17 protein-coding genes and 1 riboswitch are annotated in these 23,278 nt (G+C 71.7%); of the genes, 10 read left to right on the top strand and 7 right to left on the bottom strand.

Annotation, left to right across the window (positions count from 1 at the left end; translation table 11 throughout):
- Window positions 1-60: 60 nt before the first annotated feature.
- Window positions 61-139: riboswitch (cyclic di-GMP riboswitch) on the top strand.
- A gap of 120 nt (window positions 140-259) precedes the next feature.
- Window positions 260-3,892 carry a Calx-beta domain-containing protein gene (locus BJY16_RS00340; protein WP_185037141.1) on the top strand — a complete coding sequence of 1,211 codons (3,633 nt, stop codon included), beginning with the start codon at window positions 260-262 and terminating at the stop codon, window positions 3,890-3,892.
- Between the two features lie 74 nt (window positions 3,893-3,966).
- Window positions 3,967-4,194, top strand: coding sequence for a type II toxin-antitoxin system Phd/YefM family antitoxin (locus BJY16_RS00335; RefSeq protein ID WP_185037140.1), 228 nt, complete (start codon window positions 3,967-3,969; stop codon window positions 4,192-4,194).
- A gap of 19 nt (window positions 4,195-4,213) precedes the next feature.
- On the opposite strand, the gene BJY16_RS00330 is transcribed toward BJY16_RS00335, so the two are convergent.
- The 3 genes from BJY16_RS00330 to BJY16_RS00320 are packed head-to-tail and all read right to left on the bottom strand — an operon-like array spanning window position 4,214 to window position 8,519.
- On the bottom strand, window positions 4,214-6,175 hold the full coding sequence (locus tag BJY16_RS00330; protein ID WP_185037139.1) for an ABC transporter ATP-binding protein: 1,962 nt from the start codon (window positions 6,173-6,175) through the stop codon (window positions 4,214-4,216).
- On the bottom strand, window positions 6,172-7,908 hold the full coding sequence (locus BJY16_RS00325) for an ABC transporter ATP-binding protein (RefSeq protein WP_185037138.1): 1,737 nt from the start codon (window positions 7,906-7,908) through the stop codon (window positions 6,172-6,174). Before BJY16_RS00325 ends, BJY16_RS00330 begins: the two co-directional genes overlap by 4 nt.
- A complete protein-coding gene (locus tag BJY16_RS00320) occupies window positions 7,902-8,519 on the bottom strand; it encodes a TetR/AcrR family transcriptional regulator (RefSeq protein ID WP_185037137.1) in 618 nt (205 codons plus the stop codon). The genes BJY16_RS00325 and BJY16_RS00320 overlap by 7 nt, the downstream gene beginning before the upstream one ends.
- A 99-nt stretch (window positions 8,520-8,618) precedes the next feature.
- On the opposite strand from BJY16_RS00320, the gene BJY16_RS00315 reads away from it, so the two are divergent.
- Window positions 8,619-10,271 (top strand): sulfatase-like hydrolase/transferase, encoded by a 1,653-nt coding sequence (locus BJY16_RS00315; RefSeq protein ID WP_185037136.1) that lies wholly within the window; start codon window positions 8,619-8,621, stop codon window positions 10,269-10,271.
- Between the two features lie 442 nt (window positions 10,272-10,713).
- Here BJY16_RS00315 and BJY16_RS00310 read toward each other — a convergent pair whose 3' ends face one another.
- Complete coding sequence (locus BJY16_RS00310) at window positions 10,714-11,697, bottom strand: Acg family FMN-binding oxidoreductase (protein ID WP_185037135.1); 984 nt, start codon at window positions 11,695-11,697, stop codon at window positions 10,714-10,716.
- A gap of 79 nt (window positions 11,698-11,776) precedes the next feature.
- On the opposite strand from BJY16_RS00310, the gene BJY16_RS00305 reads away from it, so the two are divergent.
- Complete coding sequence (locus tag BJY16_RS00305; protein WP_185037134.1) at window positions 11,777-12,448, top strand: adenosylcobinamide amidohydrolase; 672 nt, start codon at window positions 11,777-11,779, stop codon at window positions 12,446-12,448.
- Here the strand turns inward: BJY16_RS00305 and BJY16_RS00300 are convergent.
- Window positions 12,445-13,029 (bottom strand): DUF1684 domain-containing protein, encoded by a 585-nt coding sequence (locus BJY16_RS00300; RefSeq protein ID WP_185037133.1) that lies wholly within the window; start codon window positions 13,027-13,029, stop codon window positions 12,445-12,447. The two genes, BJY16_RS00305 and BJY16_RS00300, sit on opposite strands and share 4 nt — an antisense overlap.
- 97 nt (window positions 13,030-13,126) lie before the next feature.
- Between BJY16_RS00300 and BJY16_RS00295 the strand changes: the two genes are divergently transcribed.
- Complete coding sequence (locus BJY16_RS00295; RefSeq protein WP_185037132.1) at window positions 13,127-14,110, top strand: class I SAM-dependent methyltransferase; 984 nt, start codon at window positions 13,127-13,129, stop codon at window positions 14,108-14,110.
- A 19-nt stretch (window positions 14,111-14,129) separates the two neighbouring features.
- On the opposite strand, the gene BJY16_RS00290 is transcribed toward BJY16_RS00295, so the two are convergent.
- Window positions 14,130-14,360 carry a hypothetical protein gene (locus BJY16_RS00290; RefSeq protein ID WP_185037131.1) on the bottom strand — a complete coding sequence of 77 codons (231 nt, stop codon included), beginning with the start codon at window positions 14,358-14,360 and terminating at the stop codon, window positions 14,130-14,132.
- A gap of 201 nt (window positions 14,361-14,561) precedes the next feature.
- Window positions 14,562-15,368, bottom strand: a complete 807-nt coding sequence (locus BJY16_RS00285; RefSeq protein ID WP_185037130.1) for an HAD family hydrolase — start codon at window positions 15,366-15,368, stop codon at window positions 14,562-14,564.
- Between the two features lie 145 nt (window positions 15,369-15,513).
- On the opposite strand from BJY16_RS00285, the gene BJY16_RS00280 reads away from it, so the two are divergent.
- The 5 genes from BJY16_RS00280 (at window position 15,514) to BJY16_RS46770 (ending at window position 23,258) form a co-directional block, all read left to right on the top strand.
- Entirely contained in the window at window positions 15,514-16,662 is a 1,149-nt protein-coding gene (locus BJY16_RS00280; protein WP_239177974.1) for an NAD(+)/NADH kinase, read from the top strand.
- Between the two features lie 6 nt (window positions 16,663-16,668).
- Window positions 16,669-18,327 carry an NAD(P)/FAD-dependent oxidoreductase gene (locus BJY16_RS00275; protein WP_185037128.1) on the top strand — a complete coding sequence of 553 codons (1,659 nt, stop codon included), beginning with the start codon at window positions 16,669-16,671 and terminating at the stop codon, window positions 18,325-18,327.
- Window positions 18,328-18,329: 2 nt separating this feature from the next.
- Entirely contained in the window at window positions 18,330-19,799 is a 1,470-nt protein-coding gene (locus BJY16_RS00270; protein WP_185037127.1) for an ATP-binding protein, read from the top strand.
- Window positions 19,800-19,962: 163 nt separating this feature from the next.
- The gene (locus BJY16_RS46775; protein WP_185037126.1) at window positions 19,963-22,821 is read left to right on the top strand and encodes an MXAN_6230/SCO0854 family RING domain-containing protein; all 2,859 of its coding nucleotides are present in this window, start codon (window positions 19,963-19,965) and stop codon (window positions 22,819-22,821) included.
- Between the two features lie 32 nt (window positions 22,822-22,853).
- Window positions 22,854-23,258 carry an SRPBCC family protein gene (locus BJY16_RS46770; RefSeq protein WP_185037125.1) on the top strand — a complete coding sequence of 135 codons (405 nt, stop codon included), beginning with the start codon at window positions 22,854-22,856 and terminating at the stop codon, window positions 23,256-23,258.
- Window positions 23,259-23,278 lie beyond the last annotated feature (20 nt).

Here is a 23,278-nt window from a genome sequence, read left to right as displayed (position 1 = left end):
TCCCGTGTTCGCGCTGCTGAGGGCCGGTATGGCCGGCACCCCCAACCGCCCTAGGTGCGGTACCCGAACAGGCAAACCCGCCGTAAGGCGGGGACGCAAAGCCAGGGGCCTCCCCGCTGGAGGTAGCCCAGCCGCCGAAGGAGACAGGAAGAGAATGCGTCATCGACCAATCCAAACGGCGCTGCACGAGCGAGTGCCGTTCACATTCTGGGGACGTAAGCGAATCCGGCAGGTTATGACGTCTGTCGCGGTGTCGGCGGTGGCCCTGGTCCCCGCGACGTTCATTGCGTCACCGGCGCACGCCACTGTCATCTCCAACCTGACCATCAGCTCCCCCGTCGTCAACGAAGGGGGAACGGCCAGCTTCACGGTGACCTACAGTGGTTCAGCAGCATCGGCGAATAACATCGTGTTCACTACGAGCGCCGGCACGGCGACTGGCGGCGGGACCGACTACACCACCGTTCCGACGGTGCCCGGCGGTACGGGTAGCCCTGCGACCACCATTGCCGCAGGAGCTTTCCCCGGCACAACCGCCGGTGGTTCCGCCAACACCATCGTGGTAACCGTCCCCACGACTGCGGACTCTTCGGCTGAAGGCCCTGAGACGTTCAATCTGGTCGCCACGGAGGCGAACACCGGCTACGTGACCAGCGCGACGGCGACGATCGCCGACACGAAGGTCAATAATCTCACCGTCAGCCCCGCTGGTGTCTGGGAGGGGGGAACGGCCAGCTTCACCGTCACCTACACCGGGACCACCTCGTCGGGGAGCATCGCCTTCGGTACGGTCGGGAGCGCCGAGACCCCGAGTCTCACGGCCACCAAGGGAACGGACTTCACCGGGACGCCGAGTATTGCCAGCTACACCTTCCCCGGCACGGCCGCCGGTGGCACCAATACCATCACCGTGACGGTAGATACGACGGCCGACTCCCCTGGCGAAGGTGCCGACGAGACGTTCCAGTTGACCGCCACGGGTGCGAGTGGCACGTCAACCGGGACCGGGACGATCTGGGAGCCCGACGCGACCAACGACATCGTCCTGGGTGGTGCGACCACGGTCGCGGAGACGGCGACCAGCGGTACCCAGAAGACGGTGACGATCACCGCGACCTCGACGAATCCGGCGCCGCACGACGTCACCATCCCGGTCCAGACGGCCGACTTCGCGGGAACCAGCTACGCCACCGACATGGCGACCTCGCAGGGTGGCGCAAACCGGGACTACACGGCGTTGGCGGCGGACGCGGTCATCACGATCCCGGCGAACGAGACGTCCGGGACGGCGACGGTGACGCTCTGGGATGACAACTCGGACGAGACGGACACCCAGTACTTCGTCGTCAAGAAGGACGCCAGCCGCCCGACGCTCGGCGGCGCTGTGGTCAGCGCCCAGAGCTCGGTGAAGATCGGGATCAAGGACGACGACGCCGTTCCGGTCGCCACCATCGGCGACGCGCCGACGGCGGTCGAGGGAAGCCGTCTCATCTTCCCGGTCAACTTGACAAACCCTTCCGAGAAGGGCGTGCCGCTCGACATCGCGGTGGCCGGTGACACCCTGGGCGGGACCGCGTCCGCTGCGATCGTGGGATCGACCGACAATGGGTCGACCACTGACGTTGTCGCCGCGGCGTCGTCGGTCACGGTGGCGAAGTACGCCACCTCCACCAACCTGTCCTTGACGACCACGACCAACCCGACGGGTCCGAGCGCGTTCGAGGGGCCGGAAGGCGTCAAGGTCACGATCAGCGAGCCGGTCAGCGGCGCGACCTCCACGCTCGGCACCAAGTCGACGGCGACCGGTGTGGTCACCGATGCCGGTGCGGGCAAGACGCTGGTGTACTCCAAGAACACCCCGAACGGCACGGACTCCCCAACCAACCGGACGTTCGCCGAGGGGAACGTCGGCTCGTCGGACAAGAAGATCTACATCCATTTCGACACCAACTCCCCGCAGGACGCGGTGCTGAACTACACCTTCGTCGACGGTACGGCGAAGAACGGGGTGGACTACAAGGGCGCGGCCGGCACCGTCACGGTGCCGAAGGACGCGACCAAGGACGTCGCCATTCCGGTGACCATCATCGGTGACACGAACGCCGAGCCGGACGAGACCTTCAAGCTGTCGTTGACCAGCCCGTCCGGAGTGGTGGACGAGAGCTCGCTGGGCGAGCAGAGCTTCACCATCGACGACGACGACGCGGCGCCCACCTGGACCACCGCGGACGTGAAGGTGCAGGAGGGCAACAGCGGTTCGACCCTGGCCCGGGTGCCGGTGACGCTCAGCGGCCCGGCCGCCGTCGATCTCGTCTTCGACGCCACCTACGCGCCTGCGGGCAGCGCCACCTACCAGGGGTCCGGCGCGGGATCCAACGACTTCGACCACCCAAGCGCCACCTCGGTGACGATCAAGGCCGGCGACACGGTCGGGTACTTCGACCTCCCGGTCTACGGGGACGAGGTCTACGAGCGGGACGAGACGTTCAACGTCACGTTCGCCTCGAACGCCGGCAACTCCACCAACGTCACCACGTCGACGGACGTCACCCAGAAGGTGGCGCGGGTGACCATCGCGAACGACGACGCCATGCCGAAGCTCACCTTCGCGCAGGGCACCGTCACCGAGGGTGGCAGCATCGCGGTGACCGGTACGGTCGTCGGCATCTCGCAGTACACGTACCACATCGGCTTCAGCGTCGGTGGTGGTGCTACCGACCCGGCGACCGCGGGTGCCGACTACAAGGCCGCGGACGCGCTCGCGACCTTCGACGCCGAGATCCGACCGGGTGAGAAAGGCCTGTTGACCACGGGCGGCGGCAACTTCGCCGCGCAGTCCGGCGGCTACTCGGCGCCGGCGATCGACATCCTGAACGACGACATCGACGAGCCGACCGAGACGCTGGTCATCACCGCCAGCGAGATCACCCCGATCCCGATGGGTTTCGCGCCGTCGTCGACCACCGTCAAGATCGCTGACGACCCGATGGACCTGCCGCCGGCGGTGTCGATCGCGGACGCCACGGTGAGCGAGAACGCCGGCAACGCGGAGATCCCGGTCAACCTGACCTTCACGGGGGATGCCACCTCGACGGTCCAGGACACCACGATCCCGTACTACACGGCGGACGGCACCGCCAAGGTGGGCAAGGACTACACGCTCACCAAGGGCACGCTGACCATCCGTGCCGGTGACATGAAGGGCACCATCAAGGTGCCGGTGATCAATGACCGGGACATGGAGGACGACGAGACCTTCTCGGTCCGTCTCGGCAACGTCGGCCCGTTCGGCAGCTCGGTGGTCAACGGCGACGCGACGGTCACGATCAAGAGCGACGACAAGACCCCAGCGGTCACGCCGACCTTGTCCGCCTCCGGGCCGGCCAAGGGTGCCGGAGCGGTCACCCTGACCGGCAAGGCCGCCCCGAACACCTACGTCGAGCTCTGGGCGTCGGCGCTGCCGACCACCGACCCGACCAAGATGTCCTTCTGGGAGCGGGTCAAGTCGGACGGCAGTGGCAACTTCAAGTTCGTCACGAAGTCGCTGGCCCAGGGGTACGCGTTCGTCGCCCGGTCGCAGGAGATCAACTCCAAGACCGTGACGGTGAAGCTGACCCAGAACCCGGGTCTGACGCTGGGCTCCACCAAGGGCAAGCTGAGCGTCATCGTCTACGGCAACCCGAAGGCCACCGGCCAGACGGTCACCGTCCAGCGGCTGGTGGGCGGCAAGTGGACCACCATCGGCTCCGGCAAGACGACGGCGAGCGGTTACCGCACCAGCGTGTCGATCAAGTCGAAGACGAAGGTCTCGGTGCGCGCCCTGGTCTCCGGCAACAGCAGCACGGGCATCGCGTCCGGCTACTCGGCGACCAAGACCATCACCATCAAGTAAGCACCACCTGACCCGAAAAAACGGGGGCGGCCGCGAGGCCGCCCCCGTTCTCTTCGTCGGCTACGGTGGGCTTCGTGGCTGCGTCAATCAGCGCCGACGAAGCTGGTAGGACCCTCGACTCACTCATCGACCGGGTCAACAAGGACCACACCACCGTCGAGGTCGTCTCGGAGCGAGGTTCTGCGGTCCTGATCAGCAAGGCGGAATGGGACTCGATCGTCGAGACGGACTACCTGCTCCGGTCGCCGGCGAACGTGAAACACCTCATGGAGAGCATGGAGCAGTGGCGGGGCGGGTCCTGAAGACCCCGCCCCGCGCCGGTCAGTCCACCTCGACGACCGCCTGGGCGAACTGCGCCGAATAGAGCCGCGCGTAAGCCCCGCCCGCCTCGATCAGCTGATCGTGGGTGCCCTGCTCCACGATGGAGCCGTTCTCCATCACCAGGATCAGGTCGGCGTCGCGGATCGTCGACAACCGGTGCGCGATGACGAAACTGGTCCGCCCGGTCCGCAGCGTCGCCATCGCCCGCTGGATCAGCACTTCGGTACGGGTGTCGACGGAGCTGGTCGCCTCGTCCAGGATCAGGATGCTGGGTTCGGCCAGGAACGCCCGGGCGATCGTGATCAGCTGTTTCTGCCCGGCGCTGACGTTCGATCCCTCCTCGTCGATCTTCGTCTCGTAGCCCTCGGGAAGCATCCGGACGAAGCCGTCGACGTGCGCCGCCTCGGCCGCCTGGACGACTGCGGACTCCTCAAAAGAATCAGCCCCGTACGCCAGGTTCTCCGCGATCGTCCCGCCGAACAGCCAGGTGTCCTGCAGGACCATCCCGATCTGCTCGCGCAGCTGCTCGCGGGGCATCGTGGCGATGTCCACCCCGTCCAGGGTGATCCGCCCGCCGGTCACGTCGTAGAACCGCATCAGCAGGTTGACCAGCGTGGTCTTGCCGGCCCCGGTGGGTCCGACGATGGCCACCGTCTGGCCCGGCTCGACCGTCAGCGACAGGTTCTCGATCAGCGGCTTGTCCGGGGTGTACCGGAACGACACGTTCTCGAACGCGATCCGCCCCTGCACCGAGGGGAGCGGCACCGCAGCCGGGTCCGGGGACTGCTCCGGCGCGTCCAGCAGGGCGAACACCCGCTCCGCCGACGCGATGCCGGACTGCACCAGGTTCGCCATGCTGGCCACCTGGGTGAGCGGCTGGCTGAACTGCCGGCTGTACTGGATGAACGCCTGCACGTCACCGAGCGACAGCGACCCGGACGCCACCCGCAACCCGCCGACCACCGCCACGAGCACGTAGTTCACGTTGCTGATGAACATCATGGCCGGCTGGATCAGGCCGGAGATGAACTGGGCCCGGAAGCTGGACGCGTACAGCTTGTCGTTGTGCTCCCGGAACGCGCCCTCCGCCTCCTGCTGCCGGCCGAAGACCTTGACCAGGGTGTGCCCGGTGAACATCTCCTCGATGTGCCCGTTGAGCTGGCCGGTGGTCTTCCACTGGGCGACGAACTGCGGCTGCGCCCGCTTGCCGACGAAGGTGGTCAGGAAGAACGACACCGGGATGGTGACCAGCGCGATCAGCGCCAGCAGCGGCGAGATCCAGAACATCATGCCGAGCACCCCGACCACCGTCAGCAGCGCGGTGACCAGCTGGGCGAAGGTCTGCTGCAGGGTCTGCGCGATGTTGTCGGTGTCGTTGGTGGCCCGGCTCAGCACCTCGCCGCGCGGCTGCTTGTCGAAGTACGACAGCGGCAGCCGGGACAGTTTCGCCTCGACCTGGTTGCGCAGGTCGTAGACAGCGGTCTGCACCACCCGCGCGGTGATCCGGCCCTGGAACACGCCGAACACCCAGGCGAACAGGTAGACCACGGCGACCCAGGCCAGCACCCGGATCAGCGCGTCGAAGTCGATGCCCTGGCCGGGCACCACGCCGTGCATGGCGGCCAGCATGTCGGCGACCTTGTCGTTGCCCTGCTGGCGCAGCCCCTCGACGGCCTGCTCCTGGGTGACGCCGGCCGGCAGCGTCTTGCCGACCACGCCCGCGAAGATCACGTCGGTGGCCTTGCCGAGCAGTTTCGGCCCGAGCACCGACAGGAAGACCGCGACGATGCCGAAGGCGAGCACCAGCGCGACCAGCGCCCGCTGCGGCTTGAGCATGCCGAGCAGCCGCTTCGTCGACCCCTTGAAGTCCTGCAGTTTCTCCGGCGGTCCGCCGGCCATCATCATCCGGGCGGCCGGCGGGCCGCCTCCCGGGCCCATCGGGCGGCGGGTGGGCGCGGTCATGCGGCCGCCTCCTGCTCTGTGAGCTGAGAAAGAACAATTTCCCGGTACGTCGGGTTGCCGTCCATCAGTTCGTCGTGCGTGCCGGTGCCGACCACCTTGCCGTCGTCCAGCACGACGATCCGGTCGGCGTCCCGGATCGTGCTGACCCGCTGCGCCACGATCACCACGGTGGCGTCCGCGATGTGCTCGGTCAGCGCCGCCCGCAATGCCGCGTCGGTGGCGTAGTCGAGCGCCGAGAACGAGTCGTCGAAGAGGTAGATCTCCGGCCGGTGCACCAGCGCCCGGGCGATCGCCAGCCGCTGCCGCTGCCCGCCGGACACGTTGGTGCCGCCCTGCGCGATCGGCGCGTCCAGCTGCCCCTCCATCCGCTCGACGAAGTCCTTGCCCTGGGCCACCTCCAACGCCGCCCAGAGTTCCTCGTCGGTGGCGTCCGGGTTGCCGTAGCGCAGGTTGGAGCCGACCGTGCCGGTGAACAGGTACGGCCGCTGCGGCACGATCCCGACCAGCCGCGACAGCAGGCCCGGGTCGAGCTCGCGCACGTCCACCCCGTCGACCAGCACCGAGCCCTCGGTCACGTCGAAGAGCCGGGGGATCAGGTGCAGCAGGGTGGTCTTGCCGCTGCCGGTGGACCCGATGATCGCGGTGACCTCCCGGGGCCGGGCGACCAGGCGTACGTCAGAAAGCACCGCGGCCTCGGCTCCCGGATAGCGGAAGCTGACATCGCGCAGTTCCACCTCGCCGTGCCGGGTCACCTCGGTGACCGGCGCCGCAGGCGGCGTCACCGAGGAGTCGGTGGTGACCACCTCCTGGATCCGCTCGGCACACACCTCGGCCCGCGGGATCATGATGAACATGAAGGTGGCCATCATGATCGACATCAGGATCTGCATGAGGTAGCTGAGGAACGCGGTCAGCGCGCCGACCTGCATGGCGCCGTCCTCGATCCGGTGCCCGCCGAACCAGAGCACCGCCACGCTGGACAGGTTCACGATCAGCAGGACGGTCGGGAACATCAGCGCCATGATCTTGCCGGCTTTCAGCGAGACCTGGGTCAGGTCGTCGTTGGCCACCTCGTAACGGGCCCGCTCGCGCTCGTCGCGGACGAACGCCCGGATCACCCGGATGCCGGTGATCTGCTCGCGCATCACCTGGTTCACCCGGTCGAGCTTGACCTGCAGGCTGCGGAAGAGCGGCCGCATCCGGCTGACGATCAGGCCGATCACGCCGATCAGGATCGGGATGATCACCAGGAGCAGCGCGGAGAGCGGCAGGTCCTGGCGCAGCGCCAGGACGATCCCGCCGACGCACATGATCGGCGCGGAGACCATCAGCGTGAAGGTGAGCAGCACCAGCATCTGGATCTGCTGCACGTCGTTGGTGGTCCGGGTGATCAGCGACGGCGCGCCGAACTGGCCCACCTCACGCGCGGAGAACCGCTGCACCCGGGTGAAGATCGATTCGCGCAGGTCGCGGCCGACCGCCATCGCGGTGCGCGCCCCGAAATACACCGCCACGATCTGCGCCGCGATCTGCAGCACGGTGATGCCGAGCATCCCGGCGCCGACCCGCATCACATAGTTCGTGTCGCCGGTGACCACGCCCTTGTCGATGATGTCAGCGTTCAGGGTCGGCAGGTAGAGCGTCGCGAGCGTCTGCAGGAACTGGAAGAGCACGATCACGCCGATCGTGTTCCAGTACGGCCGCAGGTGCACGCGAAGCAGTTTGATCAGCACGTCGCTTGCTCCCCCGAATCGGATAGAAGAATGCCGTCGAGCAGCAGGGACGCCAGTTCGGCGCCGTTGAACGCGTCCCCCTCGCCGAACGGCCCGAACGTGTTGGCGCCGCAGTAGAGCAGCAGCAGCCGGGCCGCCTCGGCCGGTGTGATCCGCAGCCGGTCGGTGTCCGGCTCCAGCACCGCGGTGACCGCGGCCAGCAGCTTGCCCCGCGTCGAGGTCATCTGATGCTGGGCCTCCGGGCTGCTCTCCCCGGCGATGAACAGGCGGCGGGCCGCGTGCATCAGGCCGGCGTTCCGCTCGAACCGGGTGTGCACGATCTCGGCCGCCTCGCGCAGCCGGTCCCGCAGCGGGGCCGAGCGGTCGATGGCGTCCAGCGCGTCCAGCACCGGCTGTGGGTCGAGCGCCTTGACGACCGAGCAGACCACGAGCTCGTTCTTGTTCTGAAAGACGCCGAAGATGGTGCCCTCGGCGACCCCGGCGGCGTGCGCGATCTGCCGGGTGCTCACCTCGGTGCCGTGCTCGTGCAGCAGCGGGATGGTCGCCGCGATCAGCGCGGCCCGCCTCTCGTCCGGCGCCAGGGCCGGCTGTCGTCTGCGTCGGGATTCCACGCCGCCCACCCTAATGAGCGAGCACTCACTCATCCACTGACTTTTGTCATGGGCGGGGGCGTTCGAACCGGGACCGGCAGACCGGCGTATCAAGGAGATGTGAGCCAACCGAAGTCGTACCGCCGGGTCATCCGCCACGTGACCACGGGTTTCGCCGCTGTTCTGGTCTTCGTCGCGCTGATCCTGCCGGACCAGATCACCCGGCTGCCGCCGGGCAACCACTGGTACACCGCGCTACTCCGGATCCCGATCGAGGCGCTGGTCGCCGGCGCGGTGCTGCTCCTGGTGCCGGTCCGGGCCCGGCGCTGGACGGCCGCCGGGCTCGGCGTGCTGCTCGGCGCGCTCACCGTGGTCAAGCTGGTGGACATCGGGTTCTTCGCGGTGCTGGCCCGCCGGTTCGACCCGGTGCTGGACTGGACGCTCTTCGACGACGGCTTCCACTTCCTGATCGACTCGATCGGCAAGGCATCCGCGATCGGGGTGGCGGCCGGCGCGGTGCTGCTGGCGGCGCTGCTGATCGCCGGGATGACCTGGGCGATGCTGCGCCTGACCGCGGTCGCGGTCGGCCACCGGCGGCTCGCCTGGAGCGGCATGGGCGCGGCCGGGGTGGCCTGGGCCGCCCTGTTCGCGATCGGCTACCAGCTGATCGGCGGCATCCCGGTGGCCGCGCACGCGGCCGCCGACCTGGCCCGGGACACCGCGCTGGCGCTGCCCAAGGACCTCGCCGACAAGCGGCGGTTCGTGGCCGAGGCGGCCGACGACCGCTACCACGACCGGCCCGGCAGCCAGCTGCTCACCGCGCTGCGCGGCAAGGACGTGGTGGTCTCGTTCATCGAGAGCTACGGCCGGGACGCGGTGGAGAACCCGGCGTTCAACGGCGCGGTGCTGACCGCGCTCGGCGACGGCGACCGGAAACTGGCCGCCGCCGGGTTCGCCGCCCGCAGCGGCTTCCTCACCTCGTCCACGGCGGGTGGCGGCAGCTGGCTCGCGCACTCCACGTTCCTGTCCGGGATGTGGGTCAACAACGAGTCCCGCTACCGCAGCCTGATGGCGACCGACCGGCTCACCCTGACCAGGGCGTTCAAGAACGCCGGGCACCGCACCGTCGGCATCGAGCCGGGCGTCATCTTCGCCTGGCCGGAGGGCCAGTTCTACGGGTACGACCAGGTCTACGACAAGGCCGCGCTGAACTACCACGGCCCGCAGTTCAGCTGGTCGCCGATGCCCGATCAGTACGCCCTGGCGCAGTTCCAGAAGTTCGAGTACGCCAAGCCCGGCCGCGGCCCGCTGCTCGCCGAGATCACCCTGACCTCCAGCCACACCCCGTGGGCGCCGGTGCCCAGCATGCTCGACTGGGACCGGCTCGGCGACGGCAGCGTCTACGGCCCGCAGGCCCGGACCACCGACCCGAAGAGCGTCTGGAAGGACGACTCCCGGGTCAAGACCGAGTACGCCCGGTCGATCGCCTACTCGGTGGACAGCCTGATCGGCTGGGCCACCGAATACGCCGACGACAACCTGGTCATGGTCTTCCTCGGCGACCACCAGCCGGCCTCGGTCGTGGTCGGCCAGAACGCCGGCCACGACGTCCCGATCACCATCGTCGCCAAGGATCCGAAGATCCTCGACCGGATCGCCTCCTGGGGCTGGACCAGCAGCGTCAAGCCGGCCCCCGACGCCCCGGTCTGGCCGATGAACACCTTCCGCGACCGCTTCCTGACCGCCTTCGGCCCGGAGGGCGACCCGCACTGAGGCCCGCCTCAGCGATCAGAACCATCCCCGCTGCCGCGATGCCGCCCGCACCCGTCCGGATCCTTTTCCGGTACGACCACCGGCCCCGTGCCAGTCGGCCCGCGAGGCCCGCCCCGCTCACGACCGCGGCGCGTGTCATGCGGGCCCGCTGACCGGCCCCGCTCACGACCGCGGCGCGTGTCATGCGGGCCCGCTGACAGCCCGGAAACCGCCGCCCGCCGTCCACAGAAGCCGCGTGCGCCCTTGCGCCCTGTGCTGCACGACCCCGCCCGCCTCGGCCCCGGTAGGCGCGTTTCCGAAGTGCCGCTGCGCCTGCTGCTGCCGACACGGTGCCGGTTTTCCACACTCACGCGCTGTCCACAGCTTGGCCCCGCGGGGTGGGAATTCTGCGCCAGACTGTCTTCGGGCGGCTCCCCCTGGGTGGGCGGGGCCTGCCCAGCCGTCAGGGCTTTTCCTCGTCGGCGATCTCGATGACCTGGGTGGCCGGCAGGCGCGGGGTGTGCGGCGGGGCGGCGTGCGCCGGGTCCTGCAGGCCGAGGCGGATCGCCAGGTAGGGCACGCCGGTGCCGCCGAGCATCCGGCGCAGCGCCTCCCGGGTGAACGGAATCTCGACCGGGCCGCTGAACGGCAGCAGGCTCACCGCGTGCTCGGTCGCGGCCAGCCACAGCCGGCTCAGTGACTCGCCGGCGCGCAGCCAGTCCGCCTCGGCGTCACCGGTGCCGTACAGCACGGCGTACGTCGCGGAACGGTCGTGCCCCTCGCCTGCCGCGACCGTGCCCGCGGTCTGGAAGTCGCGCTCCGCGACCGTGGTCAGCGGCACCTCGGCCGGCAGGGCCGAGGACGGGATCCCGGTGCCCTCCGGACGCTCCCCGCCGACCCAGGTGGCCAGCTCGGCGGCGGCCCGGTCGTCGGCGGCCTCGGCGGCCTGCGCCCGCTCCACCGCGACCGCCAGGTCCAGCACCTGGTCGCGGCCCAGCACGTGCAGCCCGGCGCCGGCCTGCTCGGTGGCCTTGACCAGCTCGTCCAGCACCGACTCGGGGACCTCCTCCTCGCTCACCGTGCGCCGGTCGGTGCGCCGCACCTGGAGCATCTGCAGGTGCCGGGTGGCGGACGCCTCGGCCGGCCGCTGCTCGCCCGGGGTGAGCACGGCCAGCGGCGCGTCCGGGGTCAGCGACGCCGGCCGGTCCACCGTGTGCGACCACCCCTCGGCGTCCAGCGCCACCTGCGCGTGGTGCAGCGCGGCCCCGCAGCTGACCAGCAACATCCGGGCGTCCGGGTCGTGGGCGCGCAGCTGGCGCTCGGCCACCGCGAACAGCTCCAGCCGGTCGGCCCGGACCACCCAGCGCCACGGCTGGGTGTTGTGGATCGACGGGGCGAACCGAGCCGCGTCCGCCGCTTGCACCAGTGCCTGCTTGACCTCGCTCATAGCTCAATGGTGCCGTGCGATCGGGCCCCAAGTAAGGCCGAAAGGCCCGGTTGATGCTGGTCACCGTAGGATTTACGGGATGTTCGCCGAGCCCTCGCTGACGCACCGCAGAGAAGACGGGCACGAGGTGCCGCTGTTGCTCTGGCGGTTCCCCGAGCCGGTGCTGGCCGCCTCCAGCGCGGTCCTCGGCGGCGGCGCCGGCCCGCGCGAGTGGCTGATCAACGCCAGCGTGCCGATGTCCTACGCCCGCCCCGACCCGGAGGCGCACCTGGCCGAGCTGGCCGCCCAGCTGAGCCTCACCGGCCCCGGGGTCGGCCTGCTGACCGGCGTCGACGTGCACGACGTGGTGGCCGCCGGCGAGGACGGCGTGCAGGTCTACGCCACCGTCGGCCTGGGTGCGCCGATCCGCGCCGCCGAGCCCGGTGTGACCGGTTTCGCCCACCGCCCGGGCACCATCAACATCGTCGTCTGGATCCCGCAGCGCCTCGGCGACGGCGCGCTGATCAACGCGGTCGCCACCGCGACCGAGGCGAAGACCCAGGCGCTGTACGCGCTCGGCCTGGACGCCACCGGCACCGCCACCGACGCGGTCTGCGTGCTGTGCCCGCTCGACGGCCCACCGGCGGCCTACGGCGGCCCGCGCTCGCACTGGGGCACCCCGATGGCCCGGGCCGTCTACACCGCCGTCCACGACGGCGGCCGCACCAACCTGGCCACCGGCCGCTCCTGGTCGGACCGGGCCGGCCGCTAGTGGTATGACAGCTCGCCGGCCGGCAGTGGGTCGGTGAGCCGGTTCTCCGGTGGCGCCAGCGGGCAGGCCCAGCGGGGGTCGTAGGCGCAGCTCGGGTTGTAGAGGTAGTTGAAGTCGAGGCGGACCCGGTCGGCGCCCAGCCACCGCAGGCCGCGGCCGTGCGTGCCCTTCACCGTGTCGGTCAGGTAGCGGCCGCCGCCGTAGCTCTCCCGCCCGCAGGTCCCGTCCCGGACCGGCAGGAACAGGCCGCCGCCGTAGGCCGCGATCCACCAGAGCGTCAGCTCGCCGAACGGGGTCGCCAGGATCCCGGCCCGGGTGTAGCGGACCACCCCGTCCGGCCCACCGGTGTCGATGGTCAGCTCGCCCTCGGCCGGCCGCAGCGGCACGTCGACGATCATCGCGTCGTTCGCCGGGAAGTACCGCAGACCGGCGAAGCCGGGCCGGTCCGCCGGCGGGATCGGGGACTGCGGGTGGGTGGCGAACAGCTCGTCCCGGCGGGCCCGGAAGGCCGCCAGATCACCGGCGTCGAGGTAGGCGCGGGCGACCGCGGCCCGGAAATCGGCCAGCTCCAGTGATTCCATACATGGCACGCTATCCAGAGATATGCGCAGCTCACACCGGCGTGGTTAAGTGAGTGAACCGTTGCGTCCGTCACATCGCGGTTGCATTCTGGGGGGCGTGCCGGAACGGATTAGCGAAGTCACCGCCCTGCTGGCCGAGGTGCTCGCGCCGCGCGCGCCGCTCACCGTGATCGTCGACGGCGGCGACCCGGGCGCGGCGGCCGCCTTCGCCTCCCGGCTGGCCGCGGCGTTCCCGCCGGCGTCCCGGGCCTGGAGCATCGACGCGGTGCTCGGCCTGACCGGGCCGGGGGCCGGCGGTTTCGACTCGGCGCTCAACGTGCTCGAACCGGCCACCGACCAGATCCTGGTCTACCTGCGCGGCGGCCCGCGCAACCGGTTCACCGCCGGGGACGGCGAGCGGCGCGCCCAGGTGGTGATCGACCACCGCGACCCGGAGTGGCCGGTGATCCGCCACGTGCACCCGGATCTGGCCGATCCGGATCGCTGGTACCTGTCCGAGAGCCGGGCCTTCTTCGCGGCCCGGGCAGCGCAGTGGGACGTCAAGTTCGGCGACGACCTGCCGGCCTACGCGACCGCGGTCCGGGAGGCCGGGGTCCGCCCCGGCGATGTCGCGGTCGACGTTGGCTGCGGCACCGGGCGCGCGCTGCCCGCCCTGGCCGCCGCGGCCGGCCCGGCCGGGCGGGTGCTCGGCCTCGACTTCACCCCGGACATGCTGGCCGAGGCCCGCCGGGCCGGCCGGGACGCGGCGGCCAGCCTGGCCGTGGCGGACGCACGGCGGCTGCCGCTGGCCGACGCCGCGGTCGACGTGGTCTTCGCCGCCGGCCTGGTCAACCATCTGCCCGACCCGGCGGCCGGGCTGGCCGAGCTGGCCCGGGTCACCCGGCCCGGCGGCCGCCTGGCGATCTTCCACCCGGTCGGCCGGGCCGCCCTGGCCACCCGGCACGGGCGGACGCTGCGCCCGGACGAGCCGCTCGGCGAGGCCCGGCTGGCCCCGCTGCTGGCCGGCGCCGGCTGGACCATCACTCACTACGAGGACGGCGACGACCGCTTCCTGGCCCTGGCCGTCCGGGATGGGCGGTAGGTGCTGACGCGTCGATTCGTCAGGACTGCCGCAGGTCTTCCAGCGAGGCGCCGTTCATGATCCGGGCCACGTTCGCCGCGTGATCGTCGGCCACGAGTTTCTGCGCCAGATCCTCCAGGCCGGGGACATCACCGAAACGGCTTTGCAGGATGAGTTGCATCGAATGGACCAGTCCCTCCTCGCGTCCCCGGGCCCGGTTCTCCTCAGCGATCTCGCGGCCGAACACTGTGTCTGCCAGGTTGTACGGCATACCTCTACTCCCGGATGGCTTTCTGTGGACGCGGCAGGCGTGAGGCGCCGGACCCTTTCCCCGTTTTCCGTCCGCTTCCGGCGGTGGTGGATGGCATGCGACAACTGTACGCGAAGCAAGTGACCAGCGACAAGGGGTGGAGACGAACGTGGGGTTGATCAGAGCCTCTGATCAACCCCACGCTCACCGTCGGTCGCCTTGCTAGCCGTCGATCAGGCCCAGCTCGGCGAGGTGCCGGGCGAAACCGTCCTCGGCCAGGCCGGGCGCGTGCGCGGTGGCCGCGGCCAGCACCGCCGGATGCGCCGCGCCGACCGCCACCGCGTGCCCGGCCAGCGCGAACAGCGGCAGGTCGTTGGGCATGTCGCCGAAGGCCACGGTGTGCGCGGGGGCGACGCCGAGCCAGGCCAGGGCGCGGGCCACCCCGGTCGCCTTGTCCACCCCGGGCGGACCGATCTCGACCAGGTGCGGCGCCGAGTAGGTGAGCGTGGTGCGCCCGGCGAAGCCGGCCTCGGTGAGTCGCTCGATCAGCTGGTCCGAGCTCAGCGTGCGGTGCCGGAGCGCGGCGCCGAAGGCCGGCTGGTCGGCGAGGGCGGCCAGCGGGACCTCCCGCCACGGCTCGGCGGGTGGCCGGCCGCGCAGCGCGAGGTACTCCGGGGTGAGGTCCCAGGACGCCACCCCGAACGCGCACAGGCCGGACCCGGGCAGGTCACGGGCGAAGGCGACCAGGTCGTGCAGCTCGGTCGCGGGCAGGGTGCGCTGCCACAGGGTGCGGTCCCCCTCGGCCGGCGACCAGCCGAGGGCCCCGCCGTGGCAGACCGCGACCGAGAGGTGTCCGGCGAAGGCGCCGAGACGCAACACCCCGTTCCGGGTCCGGGCGGTGGCGGCCAGCAGCGGCACCCCGCGGTAGCGCAGCTGAGCGGCGGCGTTCAGGGTGGCTGGGCTGATCGCGTCGGCCGGGCCGACCACCGTGCCGTCGAGATCCGTGACTACCGCCCGCCACCGTGTCATGACCGGCATTCAACATCATGGGTACGACGTCGCGCTGCCCACCAGAATTCAAGTGCTTCCCGCCACCCCGGCATCGGTCGCCGATCGCGCGCCCGGCGTGCGAGGCTGACATCCGAAACGGGGAAGGGGGCGCACACTGATGGGCATGATCAAAGTGGTGGGTCTGGTGCTGCACCCGCGCCGCGACTGCGGGTCGGCCGTCGACACCATCGTGAGCTGGGCGGCCGCCCGCGGGGTGACCGTGCTCGGCCTGCCCGACGAGATCACCCGCATCGACTGCACCGCGGTCCCGGTCTCCGCCGAGGAGATGGTGGAGCGGGCCGGGCTGCTGGTCAGCCTGGGCGGCGACGGCACCATGCTGCGCACCATGCGGCTGGTCGAGGGGCGCAAGACCCCGGTGCTCGGGGTGAATGTCGGGCGGCTCGGCTTCCTGGCCGAGGTGGACCTGCCCGACCTCAAGGACGCGCTCTCGGCGATCGACGACCACGCGTACCGGATCGAGTCGCGGACCGCGGTGCGCACGACCTTGCCGGACGGGCGGACGGTGACCGCCTTCAACGACATCGCCCTGGTCCGGGTGCCCGGGCACGGGCTGGCCGCGGTCGGCATCCGGGTCGAGGGCAAGCGGTTCGTCAACTACGCGGCCGACGCCGTGCTGGTCGCCACGCCGACCGGCTCCACCGCCTACAGCTTCTCGGCCGGCGGCCCGATCGTCTCGCCGAACGTGGAGGGCCTGATCGTCAGCGCCGCCGCCGCGCACTCGTCGTTCAACCGCTCCCTGGTGCTGGACACCTCCGAGCACCTCTGCCTGGACGTGCTCTCCACCAGCGGCCGGCTGGCCATCGAGGTGGACGGGATCATCGAGGGCTACGCGGAGCCCGGCGCGGCGATCGAGATCGAGCCGATCCCGGCCGCCGCCAACGTGATCCGGTTCGGCCGCACCACGTTCTACGAGCGGGCCCGGCGCAAGCTGCGGGTGGAGGGCAGCGCGCAGGCCGGCGACTGGGACGCCGGCACCGCCGTCGTGGTGGACAGCTTCGAGCAGGAGCGCTACGAGGTGCTGGTCGGCGGCGAGTCCGCCGGGGTGCTGCACTACCGCCGGCACGGCGACCGGATCGAGCTGCTGCACACCGAGATCGACCAGGCCTTCTCCGGCCGTGGGCTGGCCGGCCGGCTGGCCCGGGCCGCCCTCGACGACGCCCGCTCGCGGGCCGTCCCGGTCATCGCCACCTGCCCGTTCGTGGCCGGCTATCTGGACCGCCACCCCGAGTACAACGATGTGGAGCTGAGGTAACCAGTCATGGGCCAACCCGCGATCCTCACCGTCGACGACGACCCCTCGGTCTCCCGGGCGATCGCCCGCGACCTGCGCCGCCGCTACGCCGACCGGTACCGGATCATCCGGGCCGGCTCCGCCACCGAGGCGCTCGACGTGCTCAAGGAGCTGAAACTGCGCGGCGGCCGGGTCGCCGTGATGCTCGCCGACTACCGGATGCCGCAGATGAACGGCATCGAGTTCCTGGAGCAGGCGATGGACCTGTTCCCGCACGCCCGCCGGGCGCTGCTCACCGCCTACGCCGACACCGACGCCGCGATCCAGGCGATCAACGTCGTCGACGTCGACCACTACCTGCTGAAACCGTGGGACCCGCCGGAGGAGAAGCTCTACCCGGTGCTCGACGCGCTGCTCGACGCCTGGCAGGCCACCGGCGACCAGGAGCTGCCTGACCTGCGCCTGGTCGGGCACCGGTGGAGCGAGCCGTCCTTCCAGATCCGCGACTTCCTGGCCCGCAACCTGGTGCCGTACAAGTACTTCGGCGCCGACGAGCCGGAGGGCCGCCGCCTGATGGAGGCGGCCGACGCCGGGCCGGAGTCGATCCCGCTGGTGGTCACCGCGGACGGGCGGGCGCTGCCCCGGCCGACCGTGCAGGAGGTCGCCGAGGCGGCCGGGCTCTCGGTGACCCCGGGCCGCGACTTCTACGACCTGATCATCGTGGGCGGCGGGCCGGCCGGGCTGGGCGCGGCCGTCTACGGCGGGTCGGAGGGGCTGAAAACGCTGCTGATCGAGCGGCAGGCGGTCGGCGGCCAGGCCGGCCAGAGCTCCCGGATCGAGAACTACCTGGGCTTCCCGGACGGCATCTCCGGCGCCCAGCTCACCGACCGGGCCCGGCGGCAGGCCGACAAGTTCGCCGCCGAGACGCTGAACACCCGCGAGGTGGTCGGGCTCCGCACGGACGGCTCGGCCCGGACGCTGACCTTCGCCGACGGCGGGGAGATCTCGGCGCACGCGATCCTGCTCGCCACCGGCGTCTCCTACCGTCCGCTGCTGGCCGAGGGGGTGGCTGGGCTGACCGGCTCGGGCGTCTTCTACGGCTCGGCGGCCACCGAGGGGCCGGCCTGCGCGGGCAGCGACGTCTACATCGTCGGCGGGGCCAACTCGGCCGGCCAGGCCGCGCTCTTCTTCTCCCGGTACGCCCGCAAGGTCACCCTGCTGGTGCGCGGCGACTCGCTCGAGGCGTCGATGTCGTACTACCTGATCCAGCAGCTCGCCCAGGTGGCGAACATCGAGGTGCGGACCCGCTGCGAGGTGATCGGGGCGCACGGCGACGGGCACCTGCAGGCGATCACCATCTGCGACAGCAAGGGCGGGACGAAAGCCACCGTCGAGTGCGGTTACCTCTTCGTCTTCATCGGCGCGGAGCCGCGGACCGACTGGCTGGGTGACGCGGTGCAGCGCGACGAGAAGGGCTTCGTGCGTACCGGATCGGACCTTCTCGCCAACGGCGAGCGTCCACGGGGATGGGATCGCGACCGCGATCCGTTCTATCTGGAGAGCAGTGTCCCCGGCATCTTCGCGGCCGGCGACGTCCGGGCCAACTCGATCAAACGGGTGGCCTCGGCGGTCGGCGAGGGAGCGATGGCCGTCGCGCTGGTCCACCGTTACCTGGAGGCGCAGTAAAGATGGCTGATGCGACAGACGAGATCCGGCTGGAACCCTGCGAGCCGGGCCGGCTCACGCCGGACGAGCTGAAGACCCTGTTCCTGTTCGAGAAACTGACCGGCGAGCAGCTCGCCTGGATCGCCGAGCACGGCTGCACCATGCGGGTGCCGGCCGGTGGCCTGGTGCTCCGCGAGGGCGACCCGGCCGACCAGTTCTTCGTGCTGCTCAGCGGCACCATCTCGCTGACCCGCCGGGTCGGGCAGGACGACGTGCAGACGGTCCGCACCGAGCAGCGCGGGGTCTACATGGGCGCCACCAACGCGTACCTGCGCGACGACGGCGTGCCGCAGAACTACATGGGCTCGATGCGGGCGCTCTCCGACAGCGAGTTCTTCGTGCTGTCCGCCCGCGACTTCGGCCACCTGATGCGCGAGTGGTTCCCGATGGCCATCCACCTGCTGGAGGGCCTGGCGCTGGGGATGCGCAACTCGCAGGCGGCGATCGGCGAGCGGCAACGGCTGCAGGCGCTCGGCGCGCTCTCGGCCGGCCTGATGCACGAGCTGAACAACCCGGCCGCGGCCGCCGCCCGGGCCACCGGCGCGCTGCGCGAGCGGGTCGCCGCGATGCGGATGAAACTCGGCAAGCTGGCCAAGGGCAAGGTCGCCCCGGACCGGCTGACCGCCCTGCTCGAGCTGCAGGAGGAGGTGATCGAGCGGGCCGCCAAGGCGCCGGTGCGCACCGCCATGGAGATCGCCGACCTGGAGGACGAGCTGGGCGACTGGATGGACGAGCGCGGGGTCACCAACGGCTGGGACGTCGCCCCGATCTTCGCCCAGGGCGGCATCGACACCGGCTGCCTCACCGAGATCCTGAACCGGCTGGAGGCGCCGGAGCTGCTCGACCAGGCGATCCACTGGATCGGGTACGCGCTGGAGACCGAGCAGCTGATGAGCGACATCGAGGACGCCACCGGCCGGGTGTCCTCGCTGGTCAACGCCGCCAAGCAGTACTCGCACGTGGACCGCTCGGCGCACCAGTGGATCGACGTGCACGGCGGGCTGGACAGCACGCTGGTGATGCTCGCCCACAAGATCGGCGACCGGGTCCGGGTGGTCAAGGAGTACGACCGGACGCTGCCGCAGGTCCCGGCCCACCCGGCCGAGCTGAACCAGGTGTGGACCAACCTGATCGACAACGCGGTGCAGGCCATGTCCGGCGCCGGCACGCTCACCGTGCGCACCTACCGGGAGGACGACCGGGTGGTGGTCTCGATCGGCGACACCGGCCCGGGTGTGCCCGACGAGATCAAGAAGCGGGTGTTCGAGCCGTTCTTCACCACCAAGGCGGTGGGCGAGGGGACCGGGCTGGGGCTGGACATCTCGTACCGGATCGTGGTCAACGGCCACGGCGGCGACATCTCGCTGCAGTCGGTCCCGGGCGACACCCGCTTCCTGGTCCGGCTGCCGCTGAGCGAGCCGGCCTCGGCCTGACGGGTAATCGGGTGGAGCCGCTTGTCGCCGATCCCTAGGATCGGGAACCGGCGATGGGCGGCTCTCCGCGGTGCTTCCTTCTTTTCGACTGCAAATCGACGGGACTAGCGCTGCTTCTCTCCGCCCATCGCCTTCTCGTTCCCGGACCCGGGGGAGTCCCGCGATGGACGCCGTTGCCACGATCATGCTGCGCCGGCACCACCTGGTGCTGCCGCCGCCGTCCGGTGGACCGGTCCCGGACGGCGCGGCCTGGACCGCCACGGTGGAGGCCGACCTGGCCGCCCGCGGCTGGGTGCTGCACCGGGACCTGCGCGCCGCGCTGCTGACCGCCCGCCCGCCGGCCCGGGACAGCTGGGCCGGCTGGCTGCTCGCCGCCCTCGACGACCTGGTCGGCGCGGACCGCGACCTGACCCCGCTCTACCGATCCTTTCCGGACACTCCGGCGGACATCGAGACGGTCTTCGTCAACCGGTTGCTGACCCACCTGTTCGCCGCCGAGGGCGCGCCCTGCGTGCTCTGCGGCCGCGACGAGGTCGGCGCGCCGCTCGACCCGTGCGGCCACCCGGTCTGCCCGTCCTGCTTCCCGCCCGCCGAGTTCAGCGGCTGCCCGATCTGCGGACGCCGCCTCGCCGCCGGCTCCGGATACCTGACGATGACGGCCGAGCGCGACCCGGGCGCGCCGGGCCCCGCGCTGCGGGTCCGCGTGCTGCGCCTCGACACCGACCCGGAGAAGTCCGCGATCGAGGCGCGGGACCGGATCGTCACGCGGTCCCAGGCCTTGGGCGCCGGCGATCGAGAGGATTTGCGTACGCTCGTCGCGCGCACCGATCCGCACGACCTCACCTGGCTGCACGCCCACCCCGGCCCGGTGCCGCGGGAGACCCGGGCGCTGGTGATCGCGTGGGCGCTGCACGCCACCGCGCTGACCTCGCTGCACGCCGCGGTGGTCGGACAGGCCCGGGAGTGCTGGCGGACGGCGACCGACGCGGCGCGCACCCTGTGGGCGTACTCGGGCGGCGACCCCGGCCTGATCCTGCCGCCGCGCACCGCCGCGCCGGCCGTCCGCGGTGTCCGGCGCCCGCAGGTGCCGGTGACCCGGGTGCGGGCGCTGACCCGGCCGCTGCGCCGGGCGGTCCTCGCCCACCTGGACGCGTGCGGGGTGGCGGCCGCCGAGGACCTGCAGCGGCACCCCACGGTCTGGAAGCGGATCGGCGAGCGGCTGCACCCGTTCGAGCGGGTCAGCGCGTTCCCGGCGGCCGCCGTCGCGTTCGCCGCGCTGCGCGGCACCCGGACGGCGGCGGAGAGCGCCCTGGGCCGGGCGGTCCGGGCCGCGGTGGCGGCGCACCCGCGGCGGCTGGTCCTGGTCGACGAGCCGGACGGCCGGATCGGCGTGCGGGTGCGCAGCCACGCGGGCGAGGTCGAGGCGGCGCTGGAGCAGGGCGACGTGCCCGGCGCGGTCCAGCTGCTCGCCGAGCGGCCGGGAACCCTGTGGCGGCGGCTCGACCACCTGCTGCGGGCCGCCGGGGCGGACCCGGCGGCGCTGGCCGCGGTCGAGGCCGGCGCCCGGGCGGGCGTGGCCCGGGTGGCACCCGCGGTGGTCGCCACCGCGAGCGCCGAGCTGGCCGGGCGCGACCGGACGGTCCGGGTCCCGGCCGCCCCCGCGCCGGTCGGCGCGGTGGGTGAGGCGCTGCGTGCGGCGGCGGGCGCGGCGCCGGGCGGCGCGGTCGGTGAAGCGCTGCGCGCGGCGGGTGCCGGATCGGCGGGTGGGGTGCTCCGGGCGGCGGCCGGGGCGGTTGCCCGGCTCGGCCGGCGGCGGACGGGAGCGGCGCCGATCGCCGCGCGGGGTGCGGCCCCGGCGCCCGGCACCCCGCGGCGCCTGTTCTTCCCGGCCAGCGACGTCGGTCGCACATGGACCGAGCCGGAGCGGCGGGATCCGCTGCCGTCCGCCCCGATCGCCGCGGTCCGGGCGGCCGCGGACGCCGAGCTGACCCGCCGGGCTGCCCGGCTCGGCCGGTTCGACCTGGCCGTCCTCGACGCCACCCTGGCCGACGTGCCCACCCCGCTGCGTGCCCGGGTCTCCTCCGGCGGGCTGGCCAGCTGGCCCCGGGGCAGCCTGCGTGATCTGCCGGCCGGGGACCGGCTGCGGTTCTACCTGCACTGGGAGGACACCGCGACGCACCGCGTCGACCTCGACCTGTCCGGCGTCTTCTTCGACGCGGCCTGGCAGCGGATGGGGCACTGCGACTACACCCGACTGCGCTACCACGGCAGCGCCGCGGTGCACTCCGGGGACTTCACCTCGGCCCCGCCGCCGGCCGGCGCCACCGAGTATCTGGAGCTCTACCTGCCCGCGCTCCGCGAGCTCGGCGTCCGCTACCTGGCGCCGGTCGTGTTCAGCTACAACGACGTGCCGTTCGAGCTGCTCAGCGAGGCGTTCGCCGGGTTCGCGCTGCCCTGGGCGGGCGGCGCCCGGCACTTCGACGCCGCGCGCGTCGTGCAGCGGTTCGACCTGCGGGGCAACGCCAAGGCGCTGATGCCGATGGTGATCGACGTCGAGGAGCGGCGGCTGCTCTGGACCGAGCACAGCCTCGCTTCCCGGGGCGCCTTCCACGACGCCGGTGGGCACGGCGGGCAGCTGGCCCGCGCCGCCGCCGACCAGTGGGAGTACTTCACCGCCCGCCCCCGGCCGACCCTGCTCGACCTGGCCGCCTGGCACGCCGCCGGCCGGGCCGGCCGGGTGGTGCTGGCCTTCCCGGACGGTGGTTACGCCACGCTGCCGCCGGACGCCGAGGTCACCGCGGAGGCGATCCGGGCGCTGGCCGGCGCGCCGCGGGACAGCGCGCCGCCGGACGCGGCCGGGCGGACCGTGCTGGCCGCCGTCACCGACGCGGACACGCTCGGCGGTTACGTTCCGGGCCGGGTGGCGCAGGGTTCGGTGGCGCTGACCGTGACCGGCCAGCCGGACGAGCCGTGGCAGGCGGCGGACGCGGCCGGGCTGCTCGGCGCCCTGACCCCCGAGTGACGAGATCGACGAGGAAAGGCAGGGATCCGAGAGTGGCCACGGTTCGTGTGGAGGCGTTCGTCGACGTCACGGCGGAGCGCGCGTGGGAGGCGATCGCCGACGTCGGCGCGGTGCACGAGCGGCTGCTGCCCGGGCGGGTGGTGGCCGCCGAGATCGACGGCGACCTGCGCACCCTGACCATGCCGGGCGGCGCCCGGATCCGGGAACGGATCGTCGCCGTCGACCACGAGCTGCGCCGGCTGGCGTACTCGGTGATCGACGGGCAGGCGCTGCCGCTGACCTACCATCATGCGGCGTTCCAGGTGGTGGAGGGCGACGGGCGTACCCGAATCGTCTGGACGACCGATCTCCTCCCGGACGCCCTGGCGCCCGCGGTCCGGGCCCGCGTGGAACGCGGCATCCTGGAGCTGAAAGCGGTCCTGGAAGCCGCCGCCTGATCTTCCCGGCCGGACCGGTC

The organism is Actinoplanes octamycinicus (assembly GCF_014205225.1).
GTDB lineage: Bacteria > Actinomycetota > Actinomycetes > Mycobacteriales > Micromonosporaceae > Actinoplanes > Actinoplanes octamycinicus.
The sequence above is the reverse complement of the archived record's forward strand: the minus strand, read 5'-3'. Positions and strand labels throughout refer to the sequence as shown.

Coding starts and splice junctions, on each gene's coding strand:
- BJY16_RS00330 (WP_185037139.1), bottom strand. CDS start 6,175: ATGACCGCGCCCACCCGCCGCCCGATGGGCCCGGGAGGCGGCCCGCCG.
- BJY16_RS00310 (WP_185037135.1), bottom strand. CDS start 11,697: ATGAGCGAGGTCAAGCAGGCACTGGTGCAAGCGGCGGACGCGGCTCGG.
- BJY16_RS00305 (WP_185037134.1), top strand. CDS start 11,777: ATGTTCGCCGAGCCCTCGCTGACGCACCGCAGAGAAGACGGGCACGAG.
- BJY16_RS00300 (WP_185037133.1), bottom strand. CDS start 13,029: ATGGAATCACTGGAGCTGGCCGATTTCCGGGCCGCGGTCGCCCGCGCC.
- BJY16_RS00290 (WP_185037131.1), bottom strand. CDS start 14,360: ATGCCGTACAACCTGGCAGACACAGTGTTCGGCCGCGAGATCGCTGAG.
- BJY16_RS00285 (WP_185037130.1), bottom strand. CDS start 15,368: ATGACACGGTGGCGGGCGGTAGTCACGGATCTCGACGGCACGGTGGTC.
- BJY16_RS00280 (WP_239177974.1), top strand. CDS start 15,514: ATGATCAAAGTGGTGGGTCTGGTGCTGCACCCGCGCCGCGACTGCGGG.
- BJY16_RS00275 (WP_185037128.1), top strand. CDS start 16,669: ATGGGCCAACCCGCGATCCTCACCGTCGACGACGACCCCTCGGTCTCC.
- BJY16_RS00270 (WP_185037127.1), top strand. CDS start 18,330: ATGGCTGATGCGACAGACGAGATCCGGCTGGAACCCTGCGAGCCGGGC.
- BJY16_RS46775 (WP_185037126.1), top strand. CDS start 19,963: ATGGACGCCGTTGCCACGATCATGCTGCGCCGGCACCACCTGGTGCTG.